The organism is Marimonas arenosa, from assembly GCF_030848945.1.
GTDB classification, from domain to species: domain Bacteria; phylum Pseudomonadota; class Alphaproteobacteria; order Rhodobacterales; family Rhodobacteraceae; genus Marimonas; species Marimonas arenosa.
Genome location: NZ_JANHAX010000002.1, coordinates 215367 through 230592 on the forward strand (window position 1 = coordinate 215367; position 15226 = coordinate 230592).

A 15226-nucleotide genomic window follows, 5' to 3' on the forward strand; every position below is an offset into this window, starting at 1 on the left:
ATCGGCAGTGTGGACCGAGTCCAATGCTGCTTTGGTCGTAATCGCGAAATGGGCGGGATTCAGCCCCCCGTCAGAATCGGGGCAACAAAGGGCGTCTTGGCTGCCGAGGCGAGAAAACCGCGCAGGGTTTCGGGGGCCACCGGCTTGTGAAACAGCGGCCAGCCGTTCTGGACGCAGAGCTCGGTCACCTCGGGCGCACGGGTGGCGGTGATGATGCAGGCCGGCACCGGGCCGAACCGCGCCTGGATGTCGGAAAGAAGATCGGTGCCATACTGACCGGCACCAAGCTGAAGATCGGCGATCACGACATCGGGTGAGATGCCCTCACCGTCGACCAGCTCGATCGCCTCGGAGATGCCCGAGGCGGGCAGGACGCAGACGTTCCAGGACTCCAGCGCGACCGTCAGGGCGTGCCGCAGGTTGGCGTCGTTTTCGACCAGTAGCACGATGAGATCATCGAGGCCGGACGGTTGGACGGGGCTGTCGCCTTCGGCACGGCGCGAGGAGAATCCGAGCGATTGTGCCAGCGGTAGTTCCACGAGAAAGCCGGTGCCGCGGCCCACCGTCGAAACCAGTTCGAGTGGGTGGCCGAGCAACGCACAGGCGCGTTCGACGATGGCGAGGCCGAGCCCCATGCCCTCGGCTGCCGAGGCGGCAGCGTCGAGGCGCTGGAATTCGCGGAATATAATGTCGCGTTGGTCCGGGGCGATGCCGGGGCCGGTGTCCCAGACTTCGAGCCGAACCGATTTCGGCCGCCGGCGAACGCCGACGAGGATCTTGCCGCGTTCGGTATAGCGCACCGCGTTGACGATCAGGTTCTGGGCAATGCGGCGCAGGTAGGTTGCGTCGGAATTGACGACGGCGCTGGTGGGCAGGATGCGAAGGTCGAGCCCCTTGGCGCGCGCGGTGGGGCCGAGTTCGTCGCCAAGCTGACGCAGGATCAGGTCGAGCGGCACCGGGGCGCGGAGGACGGCGGCCTTGCCGGAATCGAGGTTCGAGATGTCGAGCAGGGCCTCAAGAATGGATTCAACGCTGTCGAGCGAGCGCCGGGCTTTGTCGGCGATCTGGCGGATTTGGTCGGGAGACTGATCCGGTTCGATCGACGCCATGTAGAGCTTAGCCGCCGAGAGCGGCTGCAACAGGTCGTGGCTGGCTGCCGCGACGAAGCGCGACTTGGAGGCGTTGGCGCGTTCGGCCTCGGACAGCGCGTCGGCAAGCTCCAGTGTGCGTTCGCGGACCCGGGCCTCGAGCATCTCGTTGGCCTGCTGAATGGCGCGCACGGCGGTGCGTTCGGCAGAGACGTCAGTGAACGAGATCACGAAGCCCTTGTCCGGCATTTCCTGAGCATGGACGGCGAGGGTCTTTGCCTCGCCCTGCTCGATGTTCAGGCTGATCGGCGGACGGCTGTCGGTGGAGTTGATCCAGTTGCGGATGAACTCTTCATCGATGCCGCTGGAATAGGAGGCGACCTGGGAGAAATCGCGAAACAGTGTGAAGAACCGCGTGCCCATGGTGAACTGCCGCGCCGGGATCGACAGCATCTCGCTGACCCGCTGATTCCAGCCGGCAAGCCGGGCCTGGTTGTCGAAAATACAGACCCCCTGGTCGAGATGGTCGAGCGTGGCGCGAACGAGCCGAGCCTGGTCATCGAGCATGCGCTCGCGTTCCTGGCGTTCGAGCCGCATGATGTCGGTCACATCTGTCTGCAGGATCACGGTGCCGCCGTCCGGGGTGCGGTGTTCGCTGACCTGGACCCAGCGGCTGCCGACCATGCGGACGTTGAAGATCACGTGGTCGTCCTTGTGCCGCTCCATCCGCCGCTCGATCCAGTCTTCGGGCGTCATGTTCTCGGGCAGCGACATGAAAGCCGAGCGGCTGACCAGGTCGACATACTGGTGGAAGGTGAGGCCAGGTCTGAAGCGGTCGCGGATGTCGGGCATGTGCAGGCCAAAGCGGGAATTGCACATCACCAGTCGCTCGTCGCGATCGAACAGCGCGAAACCCTCCTGCACTGTTTCAATCGCATTGGCGAGGTTCGAGCGGGCCTCTTCGGTGGCGCGGTTGGCCTCGGCCAGGCGGGCGTTCGATTCGTTCAGCAGGTCGAGTGCGCGTTCGAGATCGCGGGTCCGATTGCGGACTTCTTCCTCAAGGAGCGCGGCGCGCTGGAACTGGGCATAGGCGGCGCCGGAATCGTCAGTGGTCTGTTCGACCCGCCGCATCAGTGACAGGTTGATCTTGGTCAGCTTCTCGATCTGGCGCTCGGGCGTGTCCTGGGGATTGATCAGCGAGGCAGAGGTCATGGGGACTTGTCCTCGTCCGGGGGATAGATCGCGACGCCGGTGAGTGTCTGGTTGACGTGCATCGAGTTGAACTGCTCGCCATAGGTCGAGAAGCCGACAACGTGGTTGTCTCGCAGAATCTCCGACAGCGCGCCGGTGACCTGGGTCTCCTGGGCCTCGAGCCGGCGCAACACGCAATCGCAGCCTAGGATGACTGCGGGTTTGCGGGTCTCGGACAGCCGCTCCATTTCCTCGCGCAGGTGCTCGACCATGTCGCGCGGTTCGGCGAGCGTCAGCACCAGCCCCTCGTCGATCGCCGAGAAGAACACCAGATCACCGTTCTCGGCAACCCTTTGGATCGAGCGGACGTGATGCTGCCCGCCAATGCGCACAACGACCGGGTGGGCGGCAAAAGTGAAGGTGGTGAGCTGTTCGGGGTCCTTGCCCAGAATGCGAGCATATTCTCTGGCCGCGGGTTCGGCGTTGATCTCGTGCACGGTACGGCGGGCCGGGTCGGCGCCGGTCACGACCAGGCGCTGCTCGGTCGGTACCAGGTGGTCGGTTTTGAACACGCGCACCGGGCAGCGGGTGCGGATCTGGGTGAGGATAGCGGCGTTTGAATGGGCGGCGCCGTCGCAGAGCACGAAAGTGGCGCCGAAATCCTCGCCGTCACCGGCCGAGCCACCGAACAGTGGCACCGGCCCCAGCCCCATGGCAATGTCGGAGACCAGCTTGTCTTCGAGCGTCGAGAGCCCGTCGATCATGATGAAGTTGAACTCATGGGACCAGTCGGGTTCATCGAGTGCCATCTCGTGCCGGGTCTGGATCATGCGGTCGATGAGCGCCTGGGCGTCGTAATCGGTGAGGTCGGGGATCAGAGTGGCGCGGGCGCGGAAGTGTTCGCGCGGAAAGCCGATGGCGACGATTTCGCCTTCGGTATAACCGGCCTCGGAGATTTCGCCTGCTGTGGTGCAGCCGATCACGGTGGTTCCGGTGCAACAGGCCGAGGCATCGCGGATGACCGACGCGAAATCTGCCTGGGGCGAGACCAGCAAAACCACCAGTTCGAGGTCGCCGGTGTTGATGTGGGCGGCCAGTGTCTCGATGGCATGCGGGTGGTCGTGCCGCACCGACGCCGTGCGCAACACCAATGGCGCGGTTTGTGTCGCGCGGGCCGGACCCGGATCGAGGTCCAATCTTTCCTCCCTTTTTCCCCGACGGACAGGTTACGCCTTGTTTTGACCCTCTGGCAAGAAGGACGAGAAGCTGGTCTTCTTGGCGATCAGCACCGCCTGGGTACGGCTTTGCACGCCGAGTTTGCGCATGATTGCAGTGACGTGCGCCTTAACGGTGGTTTCGGCGATGCTGAGGTCATAGGCGATCTGCTTGTTCAGCTTGCCCTCGCAGACGAGTTGCAGGATGCGGGCCTGCTGATTGGTGAGCGAGGCCAGCCGTGCCAGCGCGTCGTCAGTATCGGGGCCATCGTTGCTGTTGCCGGAGACCGCGACGAAGCCTTCAGGGGTAAAGCGTTCGCCGCGGGAGACGGTTTCGATGGCCGTGCGAAAGACGTCGCGTTGAGAATGCTTGGGCACGAAACCGGCGGCGCCGGCGCTGATCACGCCCGAGATAACCCGGTTGTCGGCCATCGACGAAACAACGATCACCGGCACCTCAGCGGCAGTCTTGATCCGAACGAGACCATCGAGCCCGTCAACATCGGGCAGGTTTAGGTCGAGTACCACGAGATCGGGTTCGAGCTTGTCGGCGATAAGGTCGAGCGCCTCCTGCAGGCGGGCGGCGGTGTGAACCTGGCGGATATCGGCGACCGCCTGGAGGGTCATCGACAGCGCGTCGCAAAACAACGGGTGATCGTCGACGATCAGGGCCGACTGGAATTGCGCGGGCTGGGACGTCTGGGCGGCGGGTTGCATGAAAGGGCCGTTTGGTTGCTGTGACGGAAAGTTTAGCGCGCCAAGGGGGAAAGGCCATAGGCCAAAGGTCGAATGCGCGCCGGAAACGTACCCCGGCCGCGCCAAAATCCCACCGACTTGTCATCGCAGTCTAAGCAGGTCAGATCGCGCGTAAGCAGGTCAGGTCACGAAGATACCATTTTGAAAGGCTTCTTCCTGTTCATTCGTCGTCTTTGATAGGATCGTCGCCGCTATGCGATTTGCGCCTTGCTGTTGTTTGCAGCGGGGTATCTGTCATTCATCGGCGCACCGCAGAAATTTCATGGCGTGTCCTTTCCGATCGTGGTCGGGTTGGCGTTTGTCATTGGCATCCTGCCGCTTGCGCCGTTGTTGTGCCTGATTATCCCGTCATGGCGATTTTCCTGCGAAACTTCGGCGTTGGGCGTGTTCCTGATTACGCTAATCGGAGCGTTCAACCCAATGCTGGGCCTAACTTCGGTTGTGTTTGCCGATGGCCCGGGGTTCTGGATCTTTCTGTTTGGCATCACCATCATCGGGCAGCTTTGTTGTAGCCCGATGGTCGACCGGTCAGCGCGCAAGCGTCACTGGACCGGCTACAGCGTGACCACGCGGCTGGAGCCCAGCGCACTGTGGGATGGACTTATCGGCGAGCCGACGCGCGGCGACCGGTATGTCGACCGGGACATGATGATCGCCTTCGAGCATCTTGAAGCAGGTCGACCGGATCGACGTCTGATCTACCGCATCAACCCGGGCGGGCGGCTGGAAGAGCATCATTTCATCGACGAGATCAACGAGCCTCACCAGATTCGGTTTCGCTGGAAGGCCGTGGACGGCACTGAGGATCAGCCATTTGCTGAGGGCGAGAAACACATCGCCATCACCGATTGCGGGCGCAAGCGCGTGGTTAGAGTTACGCAGCAACCGCGAGCGCATCCGTGGCGGGCGGTGGTGATAAACTGGATCGACGACAGTTTCGGGCGGCCAGGCGATGACCGGGTGGCCGGACTGGAACGGCGCATGAACGACGGGTCGTTTTCGTCGCCCTAGGATACGGTGGAGGCGCATCCGGTGTAACGCCTGAATTAACAAAACCCTCACCTTGCACAAGAAAAAGCGCGCCCCGTGAGTGGGGCGCGCGCCATGCGTGGGAAGTGTTAAAGCTTCCCTCAGTCAGCCGAGGCCAGCTGTTTCGGAAGGCGGAAGGTCCAGAGCGTGCCACCCTGGTTGAGGTAGTTGACCTTCTTGGCCACCTCGCCGCCCCAGAGCGGAACCGCGCCGCCCCAGCCCGAGATGATCGAGACATACTGCTCGCCATCCTGTTCCCAGGTAATCGGCTGGCCGACGATGCCGGAGCCGGTCTGGAACGACCACAGGACTTCGCCGGTTTCATCGTCAAAGGCGATGAACTTGCCTTCCGGCGTGCCGGTGAAGACGAGGCCGCCCGCGGTGGTCATCACGCCGCCCCAGAGCGGTGCGTCGTTCTTGAACTCCCACTTCAGCTCGCCGGTGTCGGGGTCGATGGCCTTCAGCGAGCCGATATGGTCTTCGTAGTTCGGCTTGATGGTGAAGCCGGCGCCCAAATAAGCGGCACCCTTCTTGTAGGTGATCGGCTCGTTCCAGATGTCCATGCCCCATTCGTTTGAGGGCACGTAGAAGTTGCCGGTCTTTTGCGAGAACGCCATCGGCATCCAGTTCTTGCCGCCGAGGAAGCTGGGCGAGGCAAAGATCACTTCGCCTTTCTTGCCGTCGGCTGCAGCCGAAGGATCGCCTGGGCGATTGTCTTCATTGAAGATTGGTCGGCCGTTTTCATCGAGGCCAGAGGCCCAAGTGATGTCCTTCACGAAGGGCACGCCGCGGACGAATTTGCCGTCCTCGGCATTGAGCACGTAGAAGAAGCCGTTGCGGTCGGCGGTGGCGAGGCGCTGGTTGCCGTCGCGGTCGTTGAAGGCCACAACCTCGTTGACGCCATCATAGTCCCATCCCTCGCGCGGCGTGGTCTGGAAGTGCCACTTGATCTCGCCGTTCTCGGGATTGATGCCGATGCGCGAGGCGGCATAGAGGTTGTCGCCCGTGCCGTCGTTCGTCTGGCCCGCGTCGCGCAGCCAGCTGTTCCACGGTGCCGGGTTGCCAGCGCCGAAGATCAGCGTGTCGGTGCGCGCGTCGTATGAGCCGCCGAGCCAGGTAGCTCCGCCGCCGGTTTTCCACATGTCACCTGGCCAGGAGGCGTTGAGCGTGCCGGTCATGGTGCTTTCTTCGCCGTTAAGAGTGCCCATGTGGCCTTCGATCACGGGCCGTGTCCACACCAGCTCGCCGGATTCGGCGTCGCGCGCCTGGACTTCGCCGACGATGCCGAATTCACCGCCCGAGTTACCGGTGATGACCAGACCGTTCACGATCAGCGGCGCGGCGGTGTAGGAATAGCCTGCTTTGTAATCGGCGATCTTCTTGTTCCAGACGACGTCCCCCGATTTGGCGTCGAGTGCCACAATGCGGGCATCGAGCGTGCCGAAATAGACCTTGTCGCCGTAAAGTGCTGCACCGCGATTGATCACGTCGCAGCAGGGCAGGATGCCTTCGGGCAGGCGCGCGTCGTATTGCCATAGCTCGTCGCCGGTCTTGACGTCGATGGCATAGAGCCGCGAGTAGGAGCCGGTGATGTACATCACCCCGTCATAAACGAGCGGCTGGGTTTCCTGGCCGCGCTGTTTCTCGCCGCCGAGCGAGAAAGCCCAAGCGGGGACGAGATTCTTAACGTTGTCCTTGTTGAGCGTGTCGAGCGGCGAGTAGCGCTGAAGATCGCGCCCCATACCGTTGGTCACGATCTGACTGGTGTTCGTCTGGTCGTTGGCCAGGTCTTCCTCGGTGACCTGGGCCTGCGCGCCGGTTGCCGCGATAACGCCAGCAACGACCGCCATGATAAACCGGTTCATCGGTTTCCTCCCTTACAATCCTGTTTCAGCCGGATTTGCCCCGGACGCGGGGATTTTGGCTGAGTGGCATTATTGGAGGGAGTGGTCTTCGGCGAAATTGCACAAAGGTCGTAATGGCGGAATGCGGCCGGTTGGCAGCTGGTCCAGTGGTCGTGGGAGGCGCTGCTGAAAATCGGTTAAGCCCCAGAATCCAATGAGAATTCCGGGGCCACCACGTAGAGAGGAGAAATGCTTTGGCTACTCGGAAATTTTCGTGGCGTCCCGCGGCGAGATGCTGGCGAGATAGGCGAGGATGAAATCCTGCACGGTGCGGTCGGTGATGCCGACATGCCGCATCTTGGTGCCGGGCATGAAGCCCTGGTTGTCTTCCATCCAGGCCCGCAGTGCCGCCGGTGTCCAGACAATGCCCGAAGCCGAAAGCGCGATGGAGTAGTCGTAGTCGGGATAGGTGCCGGCGCCGCGACCGATCACGTTTTCCAGCGGTGGGCCGTAGCTGGTGTCGCTGGCGTCGGCGGCGTGACAGCGGCGGCACTCCGCGTCGTAGAACGCCTTGCCAGCCTCGATCTTGATGCGGGTGAAGGTTTCCTCCTGCGCCGAGGAGGGCCCGGCGAGAGCAGCGGTGGCGAGTGCAGCGGTGAACAGGGTGGTTTTCATCTGGGCCTCCTCGAGGATGTCCGCGCGATCTGGCCCGGTGCGGCCAGTCTTTCCAAAGGCATAGCAATGCGCCCTGGATTTTTCTTCTGTCCTTTGGTCGTAAGGCGAGCGCGTCTCAGAAGACCGGGGCGTATTTCCAGTTGTCGGCATCCGGCGTGACTTCGTCGAGGTCATAGTCTGCGGCCTGCAGGCGTTTCGCGACGGGCAGGCCGTCGGCGGCGGCTTCATCGACAAGGCTGCGCCCCAGCGCTTCGTCTCGTGCAACACCGTGGCCGCGCAAAAGGCTGATGCCGTAGTTGAACTTGCCCACCGGGTCGCCGGCCTCGGCCGCGCGGCGGTCCCAGTCGGCGGCGGCGTCGGGATTGTAGTCGCCCCCGAGCCCGTTGTTGTCGAGCTGGCTCATCCAGGTCATCGCGCCGGTATAACCTGCCTTGGCGCAGGTTTCGAAAACAGAGCGGGCGTCGCCGTGATCGCCTTTCTTGGTGATCATGTAGCCCATGGCACAGGTCATCATGCCGGTCTCGCCACGTTTGGCCCGCTCGATTTCCAGCGATAGTGTCATCTCGTCGGGATTGGTGGTGCCGTATTGGCTGAGATCCTCGGCAAGGACCGGTGTGGCGAGAAGTGTCGCGAAAAGGGCGGTGCGGATCATCGGGAACCTCCTGTTCGAAAAATAGGATAGCAGAAAGGGCGCAGCGGGTCAGGGGAGAATGATCGCGGAGGTGTTGAAGGGTTTTGGCCTCCGGTCGCCGGAGCCAGCAAAAGCATTGATTAGATACCTTTACTCACCCCTTGCGGCGCAAGAATCCCCGGGCAGGGTCGTAGCCCCAGAGCGCGAGCGCCAGAAAGAAGAGGCCGGCAAGCACGGTCCAACCCAGCGCCGGCCAGTTGGGTTCGGCATAAAGCGCGAAACGGATCATCTCGACGGCGCGGGTAAAGGGGTTGGCGGCACAGATGTCGCGCAGAAGCGTCGAGCTTTCGGCCATTTTCCACAAGGGGTAAAGGGCGGTGGAGAGAAAGAACATCGGGAAGATAACGAAGTTCATGATGCCCGCGAAATTCTCCAGCTGTTTGATCAGCGAACTGAGCGCAAGGCCTAACGCCCCGAGCATGATGCCGGCGACCACCAGTGCGGGCAGGACGGCGAGGTAGCCGAGGGTCGGCATCTGGATGCCGTACAGCCAGGCGACAGCGAGAAAGGTGTAGACCTGCAGCACAGAAATCGCGGTTGAGGCGACAAGACGGCAGAACAGCAGCCACCAGCGCGGCAGGGGCGAGGTCAGCAGGAGCCGCATCGAGCCCATCTCGCGGTCGTAGACCAGGCTGAGGCTGGACTGCATGCCGTTGAACAGAAGGATCATGCCACAGAGGCCCGGGACGATGTAGGTCTCGTACTGGATATAGGTTTGGTAGGGTGGGGTGATCGACAGCCCCAGCGCGGCGCGGAAACCGGCGGCGAAGACCATGAGCCACACGAGCGGACGCACAAGCGCGGCTATGAACCGGCCGCGCTGGCGGACGAAGCGCAGGGCCTCGCGGGTGACGATGGCGCGAAGGGCGGTGAGCGCGGCGTTCATCGGCAGCCCGGGTGTTCGAGTATTTTTAACAAGATGAACGGGGCCGTCATGCCGGCTCCATTGTTTGCGCGAGGAAATAGTCCTGCAGCGAGGTTGGACCGCGCAGCGAACCGGCATTGCCGTTCTGCAGCAGGCGGCCCCGGTGCAGGATCAGCAGGCGGTCGCTGTCTTCGATTTCGTCGGTGAGATGCGTGGCCCAGAGCACGGTGAGGCCGTCGTCGCGCGAGAGCGCGTGGACGTGATCGGTGATCGCGCGGCGCGCGGCGGCGTCGAGGCCGACGGTTGGTTCATCCAGCAAAAGCACCGAAGGGGAATGGATCAGGCAGCGAGCGATCTCGGTACGGCGGCGATGGCCGCCGTTGAGGTCGCGGGCGCGCTCCTGAGCGCGGTCGGCCATGTCCAAACGCTCGAGCGCGGCGTCGATCCGCGCACGGGCGCCGCGGCCCGACAGACCATGCAGCGCGGCAAAATAGGTCAGGTTGCGCATCACCGTGAGGTCGAGATCGAGCGTCGACTGCTGGAACACCACGCCGATCCGGGCCAGCGCGGCGCGGGGGTTTTTCGAGAGGTTGTGGCCGGCAATTTCGATCACGCCGTCGCGGGTCGTGAAGAGCCGGGTGAGCAAGGAAAACAGCGTCGACTTTCCGGCACCGTTGGGACCCAACAGGGCGGCGAACTCGCCGGGGGCGATCGAGAAGCTGACAGTGTCGAGCGCGCGTTTCGACCCGTAGCTGTAGCTGACATTCCGGGCCGAAAGGCCTGCCGATCGCCCTGTCACTTGATGGTAATCTCCAGCCGCTGGGTTTCGCCGGTCGAACCCGGCACCTTCATGTAATAGCGGCCGGGTTTGATGGCGACAAAGCCTATTTCCATCTCGCCTGCCTCATCGAATTCGATGCTATCGAGCCCGAGCGGGCGAATCTCGAGGCCTTCGACGACGATCTCGTCGATCCAGATGGCACGGAAGAACTCGGGACCGACCAGCGCCAGTTCCTGGGAGCCGTCGCCCTGGATTTCGAACTCGTAATAGGTGCCGGACTTGAGCACCCACGGGGCGTCGGCAAGCGGTATGCCGGCGGAGAGGGTGACGGGAGGCAGGTCCTGTTTGTTGCTGGCTGACAGGATGCCCGCGAGGCCAAAGCCGTTGTCGTCATCGGCGAGGGCGACCGAAGGTAGGGCGAGGGCGGCGACAAGTAGCTGCTTCAGCATGTGGAGATCCTTTGGTCAGGGGCGCAAGGCGGCGCCCCAGGGGAAGCGGCCGACCTTGATGGATTTGATGGCTTTGCGCTTGGCGACGTCGATCACGGTGACATCGCCCGAGACGCCGTTGGTGGTGAAAAGGCGCGACTTGTCGGAATTGAAGGTCATGTGCCAGACGCGGCGTCCGACAAGGATGTAGTCTTCGACGTCGTATGTTTCGGCATTGACCACGGCGACATGGTTCGACGGTCCGAGCGCGACGAAGGCGGTTTTTTCGTCCTCGGTCAGCTCGAAGCCGACCGGCTGTACCCGGTCAGGGTGAACGCCCTTGACCTCAAAGGCGATTTTGGCTTTTTCGGCTTGGGTCGCGACATCGAAAATGGTGATGGTGCCACCGATTTCGGAACTGACCCACAACTCTTTGCCACCGTGAACGAACTCGGCATGGCGCGGGCGGCTGTCGACCAGAGTGTTTGCGAAAAGCTCGCGTGTTTCGGTGTCGATCCAGTGCGCCATGTTGGTGGTCTCGGACGTTGTGATGGCGATCTTGCCGTCCGGCGAGACGGCCATGCCTTCGGGTTCGATACCGACATTGATCTGGGCGATGACGGTCCGGGTCTCAGTGTCGACCACGGTGGTGACCGCATCATCTTCGTTGGCGATGTAGAGGTGGCGGTCATTGGGGTGCAGGACGAACTGCTCGGGGTCTTCGCCGGAGGGAAGGTCGTGCAGGATCTGGCCGGTCTCCGGGTCCATGACTTGCACGGTGTCGCTGTCGGAGGCGCAGATGTAGACGCGGGAATAGTCCTTCGAAAAGGTGATGCCGCGGGGGCGTTCGCCAGTGGGTATGGTGCGTGTGACCTCAAGCGTGGCGACGTCGATTACACTGATGGTGTCGTCCTTTTCGTTGGTGACCCAGATTTCCTCGGCGGCTAGGGGCGTGGCAAGGGTAAGGGCCAGCGAGGCGCAGAGGGCTTTCATGGCGGTGATCCTTTGGAGGTGCCGGAGTGTTTCGAAAATTCCGGTCCGAATTCTTTCGAAGAATTTCGGAGGAGCGGTACAGACGGGCCGGTCATTGGAAGGCCTCGCATCTGGATTCGGGTTCATCCAAACCCAGCGTGTCGAGCTCGGTGCGCTGGTGGAGGAAGCCTTCGACCGGGGCCTGGATAACGACGGCGCGGTCGGTCACCAGCGGAATCGGCTGCCGCATCTGGCCGTTCCAGGGGCGGAAACTTTGCGGGCGGCCCTTGAAGCCTGCTAGTTCGAACTGATCGGAGAGGATGAAGGCGCGCAAGCGGGTCGGGTCGTTGGACTCGGTGCGGGTGACGGCTTCGCCCAAGGCGCGGACCGCTGCCCAGGCGGCGTAGTCGCGCGGGCGCATGTCGCGGCCAGTCAGTTCTTTGAAGCGCGATTGCAACTGGGCTGCGCCCCATTGTTCGACCACGCGACTCCAGGCCACGGGCACCAGGCCCTCTGAGCCTGCCACCGGGCGGGGCAACCAGGTGTTGTAAGCGATGTAGCGGCCGAAATCGTGGATCTCGTCGGCGACCAGCAGCACGTCGTGGTCTTTGAAGTCCTGCGTGAAGAGCGGTACCTCCTGGCTGGCGTTGCGGCGCATGTCGGCGTCGAAATCCCATTCCTTCTCGCCGACGATTTTGAGGCCGAACTTGACGGCCGAGCGACGCAGGGCATGAGCAAATGCCTTGTCCGGCGCATGCGGACCGGTGATCAACGCCAGCCGCACGAAGCGCTTGCGTTGCAGCGCCTGCATCAACGCATCAGCGCGCATCGCCTCCGACGGTAGGGTGTGAAACAGGTTGGTGCGGCAGTCGGCATCGCGCAGGCGGGTATCAGGTGCCGCGACGTTGAAAATGAGCGCGCTCGCGGCTTCGGGCAGGTCGGTGATGCGCAGAACGTCCGCTGCCGGCGCGTTGAGGACGAGATAGGGTGAGGCGGTCAGCGCCGACTTCGCCGCAGCGATCAGGTCACCCCCGGGGGGCACGCTCGCGGTTTGCAGCGCGTAGTTGTGGCCGAGGAAGGCGCCGGTTGTCCTGTTGTCGCCCAGCCCGAGCCGGGCGCCGTCTTCGCCCAGCGTGTCGGGGATTGGATCAAGGTTCGACAGCACTGGCGGTAACGGCACTTCCTGGTGGAGAAAAGTGATGGTCAGGAACAGGTCGGCTCGGGCCGCGCCTGCGAGCAGGCCGACACACAGAAAGAGGGCTGCTTTGATGAGCCTTTTCGGCACGTGTTTTCTCCTCTCTGACGTACAAACTAGGGAGACTTGCCACCTGCCTGCCATTGTACCAAAGTCGAAACCCGCCGGTGCGGGTTCGGATGGAACCAAGGTCGAATACCGGGCCCGGCCGCGACACGGTATCACCGGGGCAACCGAGAGGATACTGGAGGATGCAGATGTTTGACGCGATGAAAGGCGGCGCGCTGATCATGACTCTGAGCGCAGGCGTGGCGCTCGCCCACGGGGACGTGGCGCCGCAGCCGGTCAACACCGACGCCCTGCCGAATGTGGGCGAGGAATGGCTGATCGAAAATCCCTATCGCGCCGAAAAGGTGGGCGAAGAGGTCTGGAAAGCGGCGGTTGCCATCGGCGACTCTGGTTATAACCAGAACTGCGCGCGGTGCCATGGGCTGGGGGCGGTGTCGGGCGGTTTGGCACCGGACCTGCGCTATCTTGAAGCCGAGGAATATGGCGATGAGTGGTATGCCGAGCGGTTTCGCACGGGCTATACCCAGAACGGGATTACCAAGATGCCGGCATTTGGCGAGTTGTTGGGCCAACAGGCTGCCTGGGCGATCCGGACCTATATCGAGACTCGGCCGGATGACGGGGCGCTGGACGATTTCACCCCGCGGCTGAAAGAGATCCGAGACCAGCTTGCGGCTGGGGCAGGCGACATTGCCGCTTTGAAGGACGAGTTGATGGGGATTGCCGGTAAGATCGAGACCGCTTCGGGCGCGCCGGTGGCCGATAGCGCCGCCTTCCGGGCGGCCAACCTGATCGCGGGCGACTCGCCGGACGTGAAGGCGGCCGCTGAAGCGCTGACTATCGGGCTGTCGGCGGCGCATTGAGGAGGGTCGGCACTCGATGACTGCGGTGTTTCGGACGGTAATCGGTGCTCTGCTGTTCGTGGCGGCAGGGGCGATGTCGGCCGAGGCGCGCTGTGCCGATCACGTGCCGCAGCCGAAACCCCAGAACGCCAGCCGTGATATCGTCGGTGCAGATCTCGACTCCATCCAGGAGCGCGGCTGGATAGAGTTTGCGGCCTACGAGGATTTTCCGCCCTGGAGCTGGGAAGAAGGCGGCAAGCTCAGGGGTGTGGATATTGAGATCGGGCGGCTGATTGCCGAGGATCTGGGCGTCGAGGCGCGGTTTAACCTGGTGGCGGCCGGTGAAAACCTGGAAGCCGATCTGCGCAACTGGCTGTGGAAGGGGCCGGTGGTAGGCGGGCGTGTCGCCAACGTGATGCTGCATGTGCCCTATGACAGCAAGTTCGCCTGCCGGGTCGAGCAGGTGGTGTTCACCGGACAGTACCATGTCGAACGGGTCGGCATCGCCTATCGCGAGGACGCCTATCCCGAGGACAAGCCGGTGCCGGCCTATTTCCGGTTCGACACGGTAGCCGTGGAAAACGACTCGATTGCCGATTTCTACCTCGCCGCCTTTCCGGGCGGACAGCTGGCGCGCAACATGCGGCGATACCCGAGCATGGCAGCGGCGATGGCGGGGCTCGCTTCTGGCGAGACCAAAGCGGCGATGGGGCCGCTGGCACAGCTGCAGCATGGGCAAAACGATGGGATAGGAGTGCACACACCGCCGCTGCCGGGCTTCGGCTTGGGCCAATGGACCGTGGGCGTCGGCGTGCATTTTGCCTATCGCCCGCTGGGCTATGCAGTGGATGACGCGGTCTTCGCGGCTATCCAGGATGGGCGCATGGCAAGGATATTCGCGGATTACGGCGTGAGCTTCTCGCCGCCGAAGCTGCGGTGAAAACGGATTGAATTTCGGCGGGTCTACACCCAAGGTCGAATAGAAGCAGCGGGCTGGGCGGCGTAGCGTGGCCCCGATACATGGAGTGACGTGACATGCACATGAGCGATTCCCGCGAGATTACTGCCGACCGCGAGACGGTGTGGGCGGCACTTCTGTCGCGCGAGGTGCTGAAGGAATGTGTGCCAGGCTGCCAGGAAATGACCGGTAGCCCTGAAGAAGGCTTCGAGGCTACGGTGGTGCAGAAGGTCGGCCCGGTGAAGGCTACGTTCAAAGGTGGCGTGACGCTGTCGGACATCATCGACGGTGAGAGCCTGACGTTGACCGGCGAAGGCAAGGGCGGCGCGGCCGGGTTCGCAAAGGGTGGCGCGAAGGTATCGCTGGCCGATGGCGAGGACGGCAAGACCGTTCTGACCTATGACGTCGATGCCAAGGTGGGCGGCAAGCTGGCCCAGCTTGGCAGCCGGATCATCGACGGCTTCGCCAAGAAGATGGCGGATCAGTTCTTCACCCGGTTCCAGGAAGCCGTGGAAGGCCCGTCGGAGACGGAGGGTGGAACGGATGCCCCGGAAGAGGGCGGACAGAAAAAAGGCTGGTTCAAGCGTGTGCTGTCGCGCTGAGCCAGTGAGACTTGGATAACTTAAGG

General features: G+C 63.0%; 15 protein-coding genes. 4 read left to right on the top strand and 11 right to left on the bottom strand.

All coding sequences use genetic code 11. The annotated features are described in order from the left end of the window. Positions 1-59 precede the first annotated feature (59 nt). Genes NO357_RS07270 through NO357_RS07280 form a run of 3 tightly spaced genes read right to left on the bottom strand, consistent with a single transcriptional unit; the run spans position 60 to position 4210 of the window. The gene (locus tag NO357_RS07270) at positions 60-2300 is read right to left on the bottom strand and encodes a hybrid sensor histidine kinase/response regulator (protein ID WP_306734971.1); all 2241 of its coding nucleotides are present in this window, start codon (positions 2298-2300) and stop codon (positions 60-62) included. Continuing rightward, positions 2297-3475 carry an FIST N-terminal domain-containing protein gene (locus NO357_RS07275; protein ID WP_306734972.1) on the bottom strand — a complete coding sequence of 393 codons (1179 nt, stop codon included), beginning with the start codon at positions 3473-3475 and terminating at the stop codon, positions 2297-2299. The genes NO357_RS07270 and NO357_RS07275 overlap by 4 nt, the downstream gene beginning before the upstream one ends. Before the next feature lie 30 nt (positions 3476-3505). After that, positions 3506-4210 (bottom strand): response regulator, encoded by a 705-nt coding sequence (locus tag NO357_RS07280; protein ID WP_306734973.1) that lies wholly within the window; start codon positions 4208-4210, stop codon positions 3506-3508. A 246-nt stretch (positions 4211-4456) separates the two neighbouring features. Here NO357_RS07280 and NO357_RS07285 point away from each other — a divergent pair, with 246 nt between their 5' ends. Beyond that, positions 4457-5260 carry a hypothetical protein gene (locus NO357_RS07285; RefSeq protein ID WP_306734974.1) on the top strand — a complete coding sequence of 268 codons (804 nt, stop codon included), beginning with the start codon at positions 4457-4459 and terminating at the stop codon, positions 5258-5260. A 119-nt stretch (positions 5261-5379) separates the two neighbouring features. Here the strand turns inward: NO357_RS07285 and NO357_RS07290 are convergent, their stop codons facing one another. From NO357_RS07290 to pedA1, 8 genes are all read right to left on the bottom strand, one after another. Next, positions 5380-7143 carry a PQQ-dependent methanol/ethanol family dehydrogenase gene (locus NO357_RS07290; protein ID WP_306734975.1) on the bottom strand — a complete coding sequence of 588 codons (1764 nt, stop codon included), beginning with the start codon at positions 7141-7143 and terminating at the stop codon, positions 5380-5382. A 237-nt stretch (positions 7144-7380) separates the two neighbouring features. After that, on the bottom strand, positions 7381-7797 hold the full coding sequence (locus NO357_RS07295; protein ID WP_306734976.1) for a c-type cytochrome: 417 nt from the start codon (positions 7795-7797) through the stop codon (positions 7381-7383). A 115-nt stretch (positions 7798-7912) separates the two neighbouring features. After that, positions 7913-8449, bottom strand: coding sequence for an SEL1-like repeat protein (locus NO357_RS07300; protein WP_306734977.1), 537 nt, complete (start codon positions 8447-8449; stop codon positions 7913-7915). Between the two features lie 133 nt (positions 8450-8582). Further along, positions 8583-9374 carry a lanthanide ABC transporter permease protein PedC gene (pedC, locus tag NO357_RS07305; protein WP_306734978.1) on the bottom strand — a complete coding sequence of 264 codons (792 nt, stop codon included), beginning with the start codon at positions 9372-9374 and terminating at the stop codon, positions 8583-8585. A 46-nt stretch (positions 9375-9420) separates the two neighbouring features. Next, positions 9421-10152 (bottom strand): lanthanide ABC transporter ATP-binding protein PedB/LutE, encoded by a 732-nt coding sequence (pedB, locus tag NO357_RS07310; protein ID WP_306734979.1) that lies wholly within the window; start codon positions 10150-10152, stop codon positions 9421-9423. Continuing rightward, positions 10149-10583, bottom strand: a complete 435-nt coding sequence (locus tag NO357_RS07315) for a hypothetical protein (protein WP_306734980.1) — start codon at positions 10581-10583, stop codon at positions 10149-10151. The genes pedB and NO357_RS07315 overlap by 4 nt, the downstream gene beginning before the upstream one ends. 15 nt (positions 10584-10598) lie before the next feature. Beyond that, positions 10599-11555 (bottom strand): YVTN family beta-propeller repeat protein, encoded by a 957-nt coding sequence (locus tag NO357_RS07320; RefSeq protein ID WP_306734981.1) that lies wholly within the window; start codon positions 11553-11555, stop codon positions 10599-10601. Between the two features lie 91 nt (positions 11556-11646). Then, complete coding sequence (gene pedA1 / locus NO357_RS07325) at positions 11647-12819, bottom strand: lanthanide ABC transporter ABC transporter substrate-binding protein PedA1 (RefSeq protein ID WP_306734982.1); 1173 nt, start codon at positions 12817-12819, stop codon at positions 11647-11649. 161 nt (positions 12820-12980) lie between these two features. Between pedA1 and pedF the strand changes: the two genes are divergently transcribed. The 3 genes from pedF to NO357_RS07340 all read left to right on the top strand — a co-directional run bounded on the left by pedF (position 12981) and on the right by NO357_RS07340 (position 15200). Then, on the top strand, positions 12981-13661 hold the full coding sequence (gene pedF / locus NO357_RS07330) for a cytochrome c-550 PedF (protein WP_376744357.1): 681 nt from the start codon (positions 12981-12983) through the stop codon (positions 13659-13661). 16 nt (positions 13662-13677) lie between these two features. Next, positions 13678-14580, top strand: a complete 903-nt coding sequence (locus NO357_RS07335) for a substrate-binding periplasmic protein (RefSeq protein WP_376744358.1) — start codon at positions 13678-13680, stop codon at positions 14578-14580. A 95-nt stretch (positions 14581-14675) separates the two neighbouring features. After that, positions 14676-15200, top strand: coding sequence for an SRPBCC family protein (locus tag NO357_RS07340; protein ID WP_306734983.1), 525 nt, complete (start codon positions 14676-14678; stop codon positions 15198-15200). The last annotated feature ends 26 nt before the right edge of the window (positions 15201-15226 follow it).